At 53.0% G+C, this 14,058-nt stretch carries 8 protein-coding genes; 2 read left to right on the top strand and 6 right to left on the bottom strand.

From position 1 onward, the window contains the following. Positions 1-53 precede the first annotated feature (53 nt). The 4 genes from MUN86_RS18430 to MUN86_RS18415 all read right to left on the bottom strand — a co-directional run bounded on the left by MUN86_RS18430 (position 54) and on the right by MUN86_RS18415 (position 7,481). Complete coding sequence (locus MUN86_RS18430; protein WP_245119507.1) at positions 54-3,728, bottom strand: hybrid sensor histidine kinase/response regulator; 3,675 nt, start codon at positions 3,726-3,728, stop codon at positions 54-56. Positions 3,729-3,852: 124 nt separating this feature from the next. Further along, complete coding sequence (locus tag MUN86_RS18425) at positions 3,853-5,886, bottom strand: OmpA family protein (protein WP_245119506.1); 2,034 nt, start codon at positions 5,884-5,886, stop codon at positions 3,853-3,855. A gap of 107 nt (positions 5,887-5,993) precedes the next feature. Then, on the bottom strand, positions 5,994-7,061 hold the full coding sequence (locus tag MUN86_RS18420) for a tetratricopeptide repeat protein (RefSeq protein ID WP_245119505.1): 1,068 nt from the start codon (positions 7,059-7,061) through the stop codon (positions 5,994-5,996). Positions 7,062-7,187: 126 nt separating this feature from the next. Then, on the bottom strand, positions 7,188-7,481 hold the full coding sequence (locus MUN86_RS18415; RefSeq protein ID WP_245119504.1) for a hypothetical protein: 294 nt from the start codon (positions 7,479-7,481) through the stop codon (positions 7,188-7,190). Between the two features lie 309 nt (positions 7,482-7,790). Here MUN86_RS18415 and MUN86_RS18410 point away from each other — a divergent pair, with 309 nt between their 5' ends. Then, positions 7,791-8,213, top strand: coding sequence for a BrxA/BrxB family bacilliredoxin (locus tag MUN86_RS18410; protein WP_245119503.1), 423 nt, complete (start codon positions 7,791-7,793; stop codon positions 8,211-8,213). 122 nt (positions 8,214-8,335) lie between these two features. Here MUN86_RS18410 and MUN86_RS18405 read toward each other — a convergent pair whose 3' ends face one another. Both MUN86_RS18405 and recQ read right to left on the bottom strand, forming a co-directional pair. Beyond that, positions 8,336-10,408 carry a M3 family metallopeptidase gene (locus tag MUN86_RS18405; RefSeq protein ID WP_245119502.1) on the bottom strand — a complete coding sequence of 691 codons (2,073 nt, stop codon included), beginning with the start codon at positions 10,406-10,408 and terminating at the stop codon, positions 8,336-8,338. A gap of 224 nt (positions 10,409-10,632) precedes the next feature. Next, complete coding sequence (gene recQ / locus MUN86_RS18400; RefSeq protein ID WP_245119501.1) at positions 10,633-12,834, bottom strand: DNA helicase RecQ; 2,202 nt, start codon at positions 12,832-12,834, stop codon at positions 10,633-10,635. Between the two features lie 163 nt (positions 12,835-12,997). Between recQ and MUN86_RS18395 the strand changes: the two genes are divergently transcribed. Then, positions 12,998-13,975: a KpsF/GutQ family sugar-phosphate isomerase gene (locus MUN86_RS18395; RefSeq protein ID WP_375379441.1), complete on the top strand. Its 978-nt coding sequence runs from the start codon at positions 12,998-13,000 to the stop codon at positions 13,973-13,975. Positions 13,976-14,058 lie beyond the last annotated feature (83 nt).

Below are 14,058 nucleotides of genomic sequence, written 5' to 3'. Positions count from 1 at the left end.
AAGGTATACTATCCATTGAAAAAAAGCAGGCTTACTATCTTTTGTGAGGATCTTTAGACAGTTAGGCGCTTTTGCAATTGTGGGTAAAGCTGATCTAAATTCTTTTCAACTTGTTGAACCAGAGTAGCCAAGGCTTCTCGGTCCGTTTGCTGGCGGGCTTGGTGTTCTAATGTTTCTAAGGCTGAATAGAGGTGCTCAACACCGAAATAGGCTGCTTGCCCTTTTAGCTTGTGTGCTGTGCGCGCCAAAGCGCCAAGGTCGGCGGCTGCAAATTCAACTTCTAGATGCTGTTGTAGCTGCGGAGCTTGCGTGAGGAAAGTTTTAACGATTTGCTGGATAAAGGCTTCGTTGCCACCAGCCAATTCCTCCAGCAACGTCCAGTCGGGAGTAGGGCTTTTCTGCTCAGGAGTAACAACAACTGGAATTTCGACTACGGTAGGCGGATCTTGCGGAGGCAGGGTGGTACGGCCGGTATAATGCGCGATACGGGCGTAAAGAAGAGCCGGATCAAAGGGCTTTGCCAAGGTGTCATTCATGCCGGCTTCCAGAGCTAAGGCACGATCTTCGGGCAAGGCGGAGGCAGTAAGGCCGATAATCGGCAACTGAGTGGCATCTGGAAAACGCGCCCGTAATTGACGAGCGGCCTCGTAGCCATCCATTTCGGGCATTTGCACGTCCATGAGCACCGCGTCGAAAGTGGCTTGCTCGGCGGCTTCCACTGCTAGCCTGCCGTTGGCAGCAATAGTGACTTGCACATTCCAGGCTTCCAGTGTTTTGCGGGCTACAAGCTGGTTAAGGTCATTGTCTTCGGCTACCAGCACCCGTAGTGTGGGTTCGAAGCGGCCGACTGCCAATGTTGCCTCCGCTGGTACTTCGGCAGGGTCGGCGGCGAGATAGGGAATCTCAAAGGAAAACGCAGAGCCATGCCCTTCTTCACTTTCCACCCACAGCTTGCCGCCGTGTAGTTCCACCAAATTGCGGGCAATGCTTAGGCCTAGACCTGTACCGCCAAATTGCCGCGTGGTACTGGTATTGGCCTGCGAGAAGTCTTCGAAAATGGCCTCCAACTTATTGGCAGGAATGCCAATGCCGGTATCCTGCACCACAAAGCGTACCACCTGCTGGTTTGTAGCTGCATCGGTAGTCGGATATACGCGCACTGTTACGCCGCCCGTCGTAGTGAACTTTATGGCATTTCCGACCAAATTAACGAGCACCTGATTCAGCCGGACCGGGTCGCCCAACACAGCGGCTGGTACAGCAGGCTCTATTTCCAGTTTAAAATACAAGTGCTTGGATTCCGTAGCAAATTGGAACATGCTGGCTACGCGCCGCAGCAGTTCGGGCAGGCGGAAGGCAGTGTGCTCCAAACTCAGCTTGCCGGCTTCAATCTTAGAGCTATCGAGAATATCATTGATGATAACCAACAAGTTCTGCGATGACGACTGCACAGCTTCCAAGTACTCGTTTTGTTCCGAACTGACGGGTGTCTGGCGTAGTAGATGCGTCAGGCCGATGACGGCATTCATCGGTGTTCTGATCTCGTGGCTCATATTGGCCAAGAACTGCGCTTTTGCTCGGCGCGATGCTTCGGCTATGTCGCGTGCCACTACCAACTCGGCATTCATATCCTCGATGTGCGCCTTCTGCTGGCGTAATTCCTGCGTCCGTTCGCGCACTGTAGTTTCCAGTTGAAACTTCTGCCGACGCAATGTCGCCTCCCGGGTTCGGATGAAAGCAAAAATTCCGGCTCCTGCTAGTAGCAGGCTAACTACTGCAAACCACCACGTCTGCCAAAATGGGGTGGCAACACCAAACGAAGTAGCTACGGGCTTCGACCATCTGCCTTGCTCACCTAATCGGGCACGCACTTCAAAAGTATAGCTGCCTGCCCCAAGCCGCGGAAATTGCGCTTCCCCCACCACTGTAGGCCGGCTCCATCGATCCTGATAGCCTAGCAAACGGTATTGATATTGCAGCCCGGCTTGGCCGGGTAGCAAACTCACGCCTCTGAATGTGAAATTGACTTGATGCTGCGTGGGTGACAGCTCCTTTAGTTGATATGGTGACGCAGCAGCCCCATCTACTTCGCTGGTGAGTAGTGTGGGGGTTGGCTTGCTAGCACCAGGCAATAAGTTTGGGGCGTTAGTACGCAAGCAAATCAGGCCAGTACGCGTGCGAAGCCACACGCAGTAGTCGTTCCAGGCTACGGCAGCCTGGGGCAGTAAATCCTGTATCAACGGATTGCCTGGTAATGCGGCCGGCGCAAAGCGACGCAGGGTAGTGTCGGCGAAGCTGATGCTATTGCGGTGTACAACCAATAATTGCTCGTGGCGGAAATCGTGGAGGTAGCCACCGTGGTAGCTGCTCCACCAGCGCACCGGCAGCAAGGCGTAGCAGTAAGGCGAAACCAATCCGCTGGCCGGGCCATAGGTCTGAAGGACCGATTTTTCGTAGCAGAATACCCCATTCCCTTCCGTGCCTATCCAGACCCGTCCCGCGTCGTCGGTGAGCAGGGCCGACACATCGAGGCCACCGCTTGGAAAGCGAAAGTAGCGGAAGGCACCGTGCTGCCATACGGCCAATCCGGTGTCGTGGGTACCAATCCAGACGCCACCAGTGGAATCGGTGGTAAGGGCATATATGGTATTGTGCAGCAAGCCGTTAGCGGTGGTGAAGTGCTCGGCAGCCTGGGTTGAGTCGGCCGGTAGGCGGTAGACGCCGTCCAGGGATGTACCTATCCATATGTCGCCGTTGCGGTGCTGGGTGAGGGCCGTAACAGAGAGCGTAGCAGGCAGGCGCCGGACTAGTTGCATACTAGAACGGCGCGCTGGAATGGGCATCTGCCATAGCCCGTGTCCTTTCGTGCCAGCCCACAAGGCTTTCGGAACAGGAACCGGATAACTCCCATCGAAGCTCGGACGTGAGCGTTCATCAGGTGTGTAAAACACCACGCTTGGTGGGTACGGCAGCAGCTTCTCTGGAAAAGTAATAAGGGGTGAAGTACGATTGTGGGCGGAATTCAACAGAAAAAACTTGCCTGTATTCTGAATACCCCCGGCTCTGCCTTGGCTAAACAACGCGCTACCCATTGCAGCCTTTGTTTCGTTGGGTGAGGGATAGAAGGTGATATGCCGATCCGACCAGCGCCACAACCCCTGTCCGGCCGTGCCTATCCACACATTATGCTCCCGGTCAGCCAATACGCACTGTGCAACAGTGCCTGGCGGCAACACCTGATGCAGCGTAGCAAAGCGCCGCGCCGCAGTCACCGAAGCTGCCGACAATTCAGCACCGGCATAGGTGGTATCTGCGGGCGCAATGCCCGGCACGGCACGGAAGCCAGGCGGACGAGAGGCGGCATTCGTTACGCGCTGGAAGCGTTGGCCCTCCCAGCGCGATACGCCGCCTTGGTAGTGACCCACCCACAACTGGCCGGTGCGTGGCTGCACGTAAAGCGTCGTCACGAAATCTTCGGCCAGACCATCTTTAGTGGTAAAGGCAACGAATTCTGTTCCGTCGTACCGAACTAGGCCCTCTGCCGTACCAATCCAGAGGTAGCCGGCATGGTCCTGCGCCAGAGCATAGATGAATGGTTGGGGCAGGCCGTCAGCAGCACCAAACTGCCGAAGAAAATAACGTGGGACCGAACTAGATTGCGCTGATGCCTGAACACTGACGAACAGCAGGAGCAACAAAAGCAGACGGCGTAATAACAAGACAATCATGTAGCGGAGAGGACACTACCGTTCCCCATCAGTCAAAGCAAGTTAGGAGGCTACCTAAAAGAATAAACGCGCTACTCCTGCAACGTAGTTAAAACCTCGTTGAACTGCCGCTACTGCCTGACGACTACTTGCCTGTCACTTTGAATTCGGTTCGGCGGTTTTGCTGACGATTAGCTTTAGTCGTATTAGGTGCAACCGGCTGCGTGTCGCCGTAACCAGCAAATGTGAGCCGGTCTTTGCTAATTCCTTTCCCAACCAAATAGTCGACCACTGATTTGGCGCGGCGCTGACTCAAGTCCTTGTTGTAGCTAGCATTACCCACATTGTCGGTGTGGCCGGATATTTCTAGGCGTAGAGCAGGAGTTTCCGCAAGCAAAGTTTGTAGCCGAACCAGTTCACCCGTACTTTCTTTGCGCAGGGTAGCTTTGTCGAAGTCAAAGAAGATGTTGTTGAGCACAACTTTCACGCCCACATCCAACTTTTTGAGCGGAATATCTTTCACTACCTCCGAATATGCGGCACCTGCCGGCAAATCAAAGTTTTCGGAGTGGAAGAGGTAGCCTTCCTGCTTCACCACAATGCCATAGTTCACACCCGAGGGCAACGATACCAAGTAGCGCCCCGATTGAGCATTCGACCGGAATGAGGCAATTGTTTGATTTAGAGAATTGTCTATTACGTCGATGGTAGCTTCCAGGGGTTGCTTGGTAGCGTCGTCGGTCACAGTGCCTTTCAGAATGGTTACCTGCGCTGTGGCAACGGGTACGGGTGGGGCTAGCAGTGTTTCTTTCACTGGCAATGCCCGAGAAGCTAGTAACTGGTCTTCCTGGCTAAGTACTGGCGGTTTCTCGGGCCCAAGAAACGTAATCTGATAGATGTCTTTCGAGCCTAAGCCGTCGTCGCGGAACGATGAATAGTAGCCGTGCCGGCCCGAAGCTGAAATAACAAAGAATACGTCGTCGTCGGGGGTGTTAATGGGCCAGCCCAGGTTCTCAGGGGCACTCCACTTGCCATTCTGAAAAGTGGACTTGAAGATATCGTAGCCACCCATGGAGTTGTGTCCTTCCGAAGAAAAGTACATTGTCTTGCCGTCGGGATGGAGAAACACTCCTTCCTCGCCATACGGCGTATTAATAGTTGGTCCTAGGTTCACGGCTTGGCCGCGGCCATCTATTTCAACCTTGTAAATGTCGCGCCCGCCTAAGCCGCCGGGTTTATCAGACACGAGCAGCAAACTCTTGCCATCGGGCGAATAAGCCGCCGACGATTCGTGTGCTTTGCTGTTGATGCGGTTGCCTAAGCGCTGTGGTTTGGCCCAAGTGGCCCCGCGTAAGTTGGCTTCGTTCAGGTCGCCACCGTTGTCTTCCACGTACACCAGCATCCGTTGTGCATCAGGAGAAAGGCCTACGGTAGCATCGTGGCCGGCAGAGTTTACCGTTTCTCCTAGGTTACGAGCAGTACCCCAAGTATCGCCTTCGCGGTTGCTCTGGTACACGTCCTCGAAAAAACCACCCGACTCCGGGTCTTTTTCACCTCCCGTTGAGCCTTGCCGCCGCGAGGTGAACAGTATCACCGATTCATCGGCGGAGATAACCGGACCGTAATCAGGATAAGGCGAGTTAACGCCGGGGCCCGCATTGTCGATAAACACACGTACGGGCTTTTCCGCCAGTTTTCGGCCGCTTTCACACTCCTGAATTTTCTTTTGAATATCCTGCGTGAACGGCGCTGTGTTTTTGGTGCCAGTAGCAGGCGTGGCTTGCTTGTATTCAGCAATGGCCTCTTTCCACTTGCCATTCAGGTGCAAGCCGCGGCCCAGCAAATAATGAATGCGAGGATCAACTCCCGAATTGAGTTGATACGCTTTTTGCAGAAAGCTCAGGGCGCGAGGCTTGAAACCAGAATGCAGATAACAGTCTCCGATTTTGAGGTTGAGCTCCGCGTTTTCAGAATTAAGCTTCTGCGCTTCAAGGTAGTGCGGGAGAGCCTGCTCATAACGCGGCGGGTCCGAGAGGTACCATTCATCCCCCGACTTAATTTCCTTCAGAGCAGCTTTCAAGCCGTCTTTATTGCTACCGAATCTCTCTTTGCTGAATTCTACGCTTTGGGCGTGCGCGGCAGTGGAAAACAACAAAAAGGCTAATAGATACTTGTGCATTTTTTCGCAGGTAAAGCGCAGGATTATGCGGGCTGGTCGGGCTAGTGGAGGCTCCCGCAGAAGTCGCAGAGTTGTTTTACTTGGTTGTTCTGCTACTCAATTACTCTTTAGTTGCTCTCGCCGCAGCCGGAGTTGGCGGCGTAGTTGGTACCCACCTCCAAGCCTAGCTCGGCTGCTTTGCGCCAATCCTGACAAGCACCTTCCGTGTTGCGAAGCATTTCACGGGCGTGGCCACGGTTCAGATACGCTTCGGCATACTGCGGATTGAGGGCAATAGCTTTGCTGGCGTCGGCTTCCGCTTTCTTGTAATCTTCGAGTTTGAGGTAAGAAGCGGCGCGGTTGTTCCAGGCAAAAGCGTAGGTAGCATCAAGAGCCACAGCGCGACCGAAGTCCTCGGCGGCTCCTTTATAGTCGCCCGACTCGTAGCGCGTGGCACCGCGGTTGGTGTAGGCCGTCGGGTTATCCTGCTTTTTCTGAAGATAGTCGCCGTAGTCTTGCAGGGCGCCTTTTAGGTCGCCAGCTCTGCGTTTGGTGCCAGCGCGGTTCAGCAAGGCCGGCAGCAACTCGGGTTGTAGGCTTAGCGCTTTGGTGTAATCCTGAATGGCCGCGGAGTAATTGTTGAGTTGGCGCTGGGCGCTACCCCGATCGTGCCAGGCATAAGCGTAGTTTGGGTCAGCCTTGATAGCTTGGTCGAAATCAGCCTTAGCAGCAGCATAATCAGCTTTTTCGAATCGCAGTGCGCCCCGGTAGTACCAAGCAGGCGCGTAGGCCGCGTTAGCTTCTACAGCTTTCGTGTAGTCCTGTTCTGCTTCTGCGGCTTGCTTTAGAGCCTCACGGGCCTGCGCCCGCCCGAAGTAGGCAGTGCCACTTGTAGGCTCAAGCTTCAGGGCCTCGTCGTAATCCTGAACAGCCGGCTGGTAATCTTTCAACTCGTAGCGCGTGGTGGCGCGGTTGTAGAAAGCCTTGGCAAAATCAGGGCGTAGCGCTAGGGCTCGGTCGAAGTCCTGCAGTGCCGCGCGGTAGCTTTTCTGGTTAAATTTCACCACGCCGCTGTTGTACAGCTTCTCCGCTTGTTGGGCGGGCGGCAGAGTAGAGGCCCGTACCGAATCTACTTGTGCCTGCGTCGCGAGGCTAGTAAGACCAAGAGTAGCCGTTAAGAGTAAAAATTTCCGCATCACATCCAGGCAATTTGCTTTGACTGGATAAATATAATTTTTATTGCGCAAACACGATTAAAAGCCTTGATAATTTATTGACTACTATAATTTTACTTAGATCAAGTAGTAGCCTTCAGGAATTAGTTAAGCTGGAAGCTGCGTACGAGCCAACGTTTCCCACTCATGTCGAATTGTGCCGTGGAAGACTGGGCGGCCAGCGCGACGATACCAATAGGCCGCATTGCTGGCGTCGCCCTCCTGGCGGTGCAACAAGGCATGCAGCCAATCATAGAGTGATTCGCCTTCGTGTTCCTGCGCTATGTCATGGGCATTAGACCATTCGTCGCGGCCAGCATACCACAGCGCTTGCAACAGTGACGACAAGCCAGCGGGTGGCGTTTGTTGCGTGAGGGAGGCGTTGAATTCAGCGTAGGTCATAGGTGTAAACAAAGCAAAATATATACTCTACAGTAGTAAATGTGTTGCTGAGATTACGAAGGATTGTAGCCTCTAGGTTGTGAAAGCATGAGGCAGTTACTGCAGCATCATTAAAAGCGGCGTTGAACTTAGCGCTTTGTCGGGCATTCCTGAGTACGTCGGAACGCACATGGCCAAGCTTTCCAACAGAAGAACGGCTATAAATCAAACTTCCTACAAGCCGCTGATGTTTGCGTATTTTTGCAGCACCAACGACCTACTGTGGCTCGTTGTTTTTTCACCTCTCACCCCAACGCCTAGCTTTTACCTATGGCTACGTACCCCGAATACATGGTAGCACCGATTCGTCAGGACCTCGTGGAGGCCGGTTTCGAGCAACTCATGACCCCTGAAGAAGTGGACACCGTCCTCAACGAGCAAAGCGGAACCGTACTGGTTGTCGTTAACTCGGTATGTGGCTGTGCTGCTGGCAAAGCCCGCCCTGCCCTCAAAATGGCTGTTGCTAGCTCCGAAAAGAAGCCAAACAAACTTGTGACGGTATTTGCCGGCATGGAGACCGAAGCCGTGGCAAAAGTGCGCGAGCATCTATTGCCTTATCCTCCCAGCAGCCCGGCTATTGCCCTGTTCAAGGATGGCGAGTTGGTGCACATGATTGAGCGTTACCACATCGAAGGCAACGACATGATGCGCATCGTCAACAATCTGCAAGGCGCTTTTGAAGAGTATTGCTAGGTTTTAGGTTGCCAGTTTATGGCATTAGATTGAAAGTAAAACGGCTTGTAGCATCTGCTGCAAGCCGTTTTACTTTTTCAGGTAGTTCTTCTTTGTATAAAAGGCCGTCGACTAGTAACTGATTACAACCCCAATGATTTAAAGAAAGCTTCCTGGTTTGGCTCGCGGCCGAGGAAGCTCTTCACCAACTGGTACTCGTCGTCGGTGCCGCCTTTGGCCAAAATCAAGTCTCGGTAACGGAGGCCGGTTTTTTGGTCCATTACGCCGTTCTTTTCAAATACCGAGAACATGTCCTCGGCATACACCTTCGACCATAGATAGCCGTAGTATCCCGCGGCATAGCCCGTTAGATGGCCGAAAGCAGCCTGCATATTAGTGCCGTCGAGGTAGGCGAACGGAGTAAGTTGGTTTTGCAGCTTTTTCAGCACTTCCGTGGTAGTTTCGGTGCCGTTCGGATCAAATTTGTCGTGCAAAGTCATGTCAAGAGTGCCATACAGAATCTGCTGCGACGCGCCGATGCCGGAGCCTACGTTGCGAGCCGCCCACATCTTATCGTATAATGCCTTCGGCAATACCTCGCCAGTTTGGTAGTGCTTGGCGAAGGTTTTGAGGGCGTCGTAATTCCAGGCCCAGTTTTCTAGAATCTGTGAAGGAGCCTCCACAAAGTCACGCTTCACGCTAGTCCCTGACTGGCTCGATAGCTCGGCCGTAGTAACCAAGTTGTGCATCACGTGGCCAAACTCATGAAAGAACGTAACTACTTGGCTGTGGCTCATCAGGGCTGGCTTACCGGGCGTGGGCGCGTTGAAATTGCAGAGCAGTGCCGCCGTAGGTAGCTGGTAGCCCTTGGCCGTGGCTTTACCCGATTCTATACCGAAGCAAGCGGCATGGGTGTATTTGTTTTCGCGCGGAAACAAGTCGATGTAGAAGCGACCGATGAGCTTGCCGTCGCGCTGCACCTCAAACATGCGCGCATCTTTGTGCCACACTGAAGGATCTTTCACCTCGTTGAATTTCAACCCGAATAGTTGCTGCGTGGTCTGGAACAACCCATCTACCACATGGTTGACTTCGAAGTATTCTTTTACTTTCTCGGCATCAAGCTGGTATTTGTCCTTCATCAATAGGTTGTTGTAGAAGCTACTTTCCCAAGGCGCAATTGTCTTCACGCTTGGGTCTTTGAGGTATACACGCTTCACCACCAGCAACTCTTCTAGGTCCAGCTGGCTTTTCTGCTTCACCCGCTCTACTAGCTTGGTTTCGAAATCCCATACCGTTTCGGGCGTTTTGGCCATACGGCTGCTGGTTTGGTAGGCAGCGTAGGTTTTGTAGCCGAGCAGTTGCGCTTTCTTTTGACGCTCAATCAGCAGCTGTTTCAGCACCTCCAGGTTGGTGTCGGCAGCGCGGTTGTTGTACAGCGTGTAGAGTTGCTTGCGCATCACCTCCGACTCGGCGTACTTCATAAATGTGCTGTACGAAGGGCCATCTACCGTGATGCGGTAAGCATCGCCAACCTTGGTGCGTCCCTTCTTAAAATCCTCGGGTACCCCTTTCATGTCGGCCTCGCTTACCAGTAGGAAACTCTGGTCTTTGGCAATGTTGGCCCCAAAGGCAATACTTAGGTCCCCAATTTTGTCGTTTAGCTTTTGCAATTCCTTGCGCTTCTCGGGCGTAAGAGCAAAGCCGTTGCGCTCGTAGTCCTCAATCGTTTCGGTCAGAAATTTCTTGCGCGCACCAGTTAAGGCCTGCGCTTCCTTGGTTTTCGAGTAGTCCTTAACCGCTTGGTAGAGCTTTTCGTCTAGCTCCAACTCATTGCCGTATTTGCTGAGCTGCGCGATGCTTTTCTGAGCCTGATTGCGGATGGCCGAATCCGGACTGGCATTGAATAGGATGTTGATAGGGGCGCCCACGCGGCCGAAGTCGTCGTTGAGGTTGTCGAGCGCCAGCATGGTGTTGGCGAAGGTGCGCTTGTTGGCCGGTACGTTGTAAATAACGTTTAGCGAAGTCTTAGTGCTCGCAATAACGGTGGCTGTAGCCTGCTGCACATCTGTTTTTGTGACCTTACTGAAGGCAGTAGGTTGGTTGAACGCCGGCGTTAGCGGATTTGAGGGGGCTGCTACACTAAGCACCGCCAGAGAGCTAATCACAAGCGTAAGGCCCACCCGTAATGGTGAAAAAGAAGTATGAATCGACATAAAGAGGTGAGGTTGCGAAGAAAGACCTTGAAGGTAGATGATTTGCTGTATTAGTTATATAAAAACTATCACATATTCCATCCTCAACCGGGGTGGAATGTCACAGGCCCAACCCAGCAAAAAAGCCGCTTCCTTACGGTAGCGGCTTTCAAACCAGTGAGCTAAAGCAATAGGCGAACAACCTCGCTCACGAGAATCAGGGTTACTTACCCCAATCCGTAATTCTAGTTAGCTACTTCACTTAGAAACTTGATACGCATCAGGCGTAGGTCCTCTTCGGTGTAGTCGTCGGTGCCTAGCTCTTTGAGGGCTACCGCAATGTTGTCGGTATTAGCAGACATGAAGTAGTCGTAGATTTCCTCTTGGCGCTCTTCGTCCAGAATGCCGTTGATATAATAGTCGAGGTTGAGCTTGGTGCCAGCGTAGCAGATATGCTCGATTTCTTCCATCAACTCGCGCATATCGATGCCCTTCGAGGAAGCAATTTCCTCTAGGTCCATCTTCTTATCGATCTGCTGAATGATATAAATCTTGATTTTCGACTTGTTAACGGCTGACTTCACTACCACGTCGGAGGCCGTCATGATGTCGTTTTCCTCGACGTATTTCTTGATGAGCGCCAAAAATGGAGGCCCAAACTTCTGCGCCTTGCCTTGGCCGACACCTCCCACGTGGGCTAGTTCCTCCAGCTTAGTTGGGAACGTAGTAGCCATTTCCTTGAGCGACGGATCCTGAAAGAGAACGTAGGGTGGCAGTTCCTTTTCCTTGGCAATCTTCTTCCGAAGGGCTTTCAGCATCTCGAACAGGGCTTCGTCGTGGCCAGCGGCTTGCTGCACCTCTTCTTGCTCCTGCTCTTCTTTCACTTCTTCGTCGTAGTCGTGGTCCTTCGTGAGCTTCATTGAATAAGGATTTTCAATGAAGTCCATTCCCTTTTCGGAGATTTTTACGACACCGAAATTCTCGATGTCTTTCTCTAATAAACCAAAGATCAAACACTGCCGCAACAGCGAATGCCAATACTGCGCGTCGTGGTCCTTTCCTTGACCGTAGATGGGCAAGCCATTGTGGCCGTAGCTTTCTACGTGGGCATTGTTCATGCCCATCAGCACAGTGCCGATGTGGTCGAGGCCGAAACGCTGCTCGGTCTGCACAACTGCTTTCAAGGCTAGTTCCACCTCGCGTTGCGCTTCAAACCGTTCCTTTGGGTGCTTGCAGTTGTCACAGAAGCCGCAATCTTTCTCGAAATGCTCGCCGAAGTAATGCAGCAACTGCTTGCGCCGACACACCGCCGAGTCGGCATAGTTGGCCATTTCTTGGAGCAGCAGCTTGCTGTTGTCGCGCTCCGTTACGGGCTTGTCTTTGTTGAATTTCTCCAGCTTCACGATGTCATCATAGCTGTAGAACATCAGGCAGTCGCCATCGAGGCCGTCGCGGCCGCCGCGGCCGGTTTCCTGATAGTAGCCCTCGATGCTCTTCGGAGTGTCGTAGTGAATCACGAAGCGCACGTCGGGTTTGTCGATGCCCATACCAAAGGCAATGGTCGCCACAATCACGTCGCAGTCCTCGTTGAGGAAAGCGTCTTGGTTGGCCATGCGCACGTGCGGGTCGAGGCCAGCGTGGTAGGGGAGGGCCCGGACATCATTGACTTTCAGCAGCTCAGCAATTTCTTCTACCTTTTTGCGGCTGAGGCAATAAATAATACCGGCCAAGCCTTTGCGCTGCTTCACATACTGAATCAGCTGCTTTTTGGTGTTGTGCTTGGGCCGAACTTCGTAGTAGAGGTTAGTGCGATTGAACGACGTTTTAAAGACACTCGCATCGTCCATCTGCAGGTTTTTCTGGATGTCGAGCTGCACCTTGGGCGTGGCAGTGGCCGTGAGGGCAATAATAGGTACCTGCCCAATATTGTCGATGATGCCGCGAATCCGGCGGTACTCCGGCCGGAAATCGTGGCCCCATTCCGAAATACAGTGCGCCTCGTCGATGGCGACGAACGAAACGGTAGCTTTCTGCAGAAAATCGATGGTTTCGTCTTTGGTCAGCGACTCGGGCGCTACATAGAGCAGCTTTACCTCGCCGCTAATCACGTCTTTCTTCACCCGGTTCATTTCGGCCTTGGTTAAGGTCGAGTTCAGGAACTGGGCATTCACGCCGAAGGCATTAAGCTGGTCCACCTGATTTTTCATCAGGGCGATAAGCGGAGAGATAACAATGGCCGTGCCGGGCAGTACCAGGGCTGGGAGCTGGTAGCAAAGGCTTTTGCCGGCTCCGGTAGGCATTATAACGAAGGTATTATGCCCCTCAATAACGTTCTGGATAATGGCTTCCTGCGTACCGCGGAACTGCCCGTACCCAAAAACTTCCTTTAACTTGCCCTTCAAATCAGCTCCTTGGCTGATTACATTGTTCACGGCTGGCATTGACATTCTCACTTGCTCGGTTGGAAGATTCAGATAAGCAGTGACCGCGCAATGCAGGTTGCCTATCTCAATCTAAGGAATTTTGAAGTATTCGGTAGGAGATGTTGAAGAGTAAGATAAAACCACGCTCTGTCTCCCCTTCAATACTCAATACCTAATCAAATTTAGATTGAAACCGCAAAACGAACTTCATTCCATTGCAAAAAAAGTGCTGCTCAGTGAAGCGGAAGCAATCATGGGTGTGGCAGAGGCCATTCAGCAGACGCCTGATTTTGCATTATGTGTGGGCGCAATTCTTGCTTTGCAGGGCCGGGTAGTGGTTACAGGCATTGGCAAGAGCGCGCACATTGCCAGCAAAATTGTGGCTACGCTCAATTCCACGGGTACTCCAGCCCTCTTTATGCACGCCGCCGACGCTATTCACGGCGACTTAGGCATGATACAGCCCGAAGATTTTGTGGTAGCTATCAGCAAGAGTGGCGACACGCCCGAAATAAAAGTGCTGGTGCCGCTGCTCAAACGCAAAGGCGTACCCATGGCTGCCCTCGTCAGCAATGCTGACTCTTACCTAGCCTTGCATGCCGACTACATCCTGCATGCCCCTGTCACGCGCGAGGCCTGCCCGCACAACCTAGCCCCGACCACCAGTACCACTGCGGCCCTCGCCCTCGGCGACGCCTTGGCGGTGTGTTTGCTGGAAAGCCGGGACTTCACGCGGCAAGATTTTGCCCGCTTGCACCCAGGCGGTACTCTTGGCAAGCAGCTTTATTTGAAAGTAGGTGATTTGAGCCGGCAGAACCAGCAACCCCAAGTGCTAGACAACGCGCCGCTCAAAGAAATAATCCTCGAAATATCAGGCAAACGGCTTGGTGCTACAGCCGTGCTTGACGCGGCCGGAAACCTCCGGGGAATTATTACGGATGGCGACTTGCGCCGGATGCTCAGTGCCTTTGCGGGTCGCTTAGAAGATGTGCGCGCCAGCGATATTCTTACGCCCAACCCTGTAGCAGTTGATATAGATGATTTCGCAGTGGAAGCCTTGGCCCGGATGCAAGAGCGCAACATCACGCAGCTTATTGTGACAGAACAGGGCCAGTTCTGCGGATTTATCCACCTGCACGATTTGCTACGTGAAGGGCTTGTGTAAACTAAGCGAAGTGGGCCTGGCTGAAAGAGGATAAAGGCAAAGCTGCACCTTCTTTCATTGTACTCTCTGCCCGCTCTTGTATG

This window comes from Hymenobacter volaticus (assembly GCF_022921055.1).
Classification (GTDB): Bacteria; Bacteroidota; Bacteroidia; order Cytophagales; family Hymenobacteraceae; genus Hymenobacter; species Hymenobacter volaticus.
The sequence above is the reverse complement of the archived record's forward strand: the minus strand, read 5'-3'. Positions and strand labels throughout refer to the sequence as shown.

Excerpts from the sequence above, each read along its gene's own strand:
- MUN86_RS18430 (WP_245119507.1), bottom strand. The coding sequence starts at position 3,728 with ATGATTGTCTTGTTATTACGCCGTCTGCTTTTGTTGCTCCTGCTGTTC.
- MUN86_RS18405 (WP_245119502.1), bottom strand. The coding sequence starts at position 10,408 with ATGTCGATTCATACTTCTTTTTCACCATTACGGGTGGGCCTTACGCTT.
- MUN86_RS18420 (WP_245119505.1), bottom strand. The coding sequence starts at position 7,061 with ATGCGGAAATTTTTACTCTTAACGGCTACTCTTGGTCTTACTAGCCTC.
- MUN86_RS18410 (WP_245119503.1), top strand. The coding sequence starts at position 7,791 with ATGGCTACGTACCCCGAATACATGGTAGCACCGATTCGTCAGGACCTC.
- MUN86_RS18425 (WP_245119506.1), bottom strand. The coding sequence starts at position 5,886 with ATGCACAAGTATCTATTAGCCTTTTTGTTGTTTTCCACTGCCGCGCAC.
- MUN86_RS18415 (WP_245119504.1), bottom strand. The coding sequence starts at position 7,481 with ATGACCTACGCTGAATTCAACGCCTCCCTCACGCAACAAACGCCACCC.
- recQ (WP_245119501.1), bottom strand. The coding sequence starts at position 12,834 with ATGTCAATGCCAGCCGTGAACAATGTAATCAGCCAAGGAGCTGATTTG.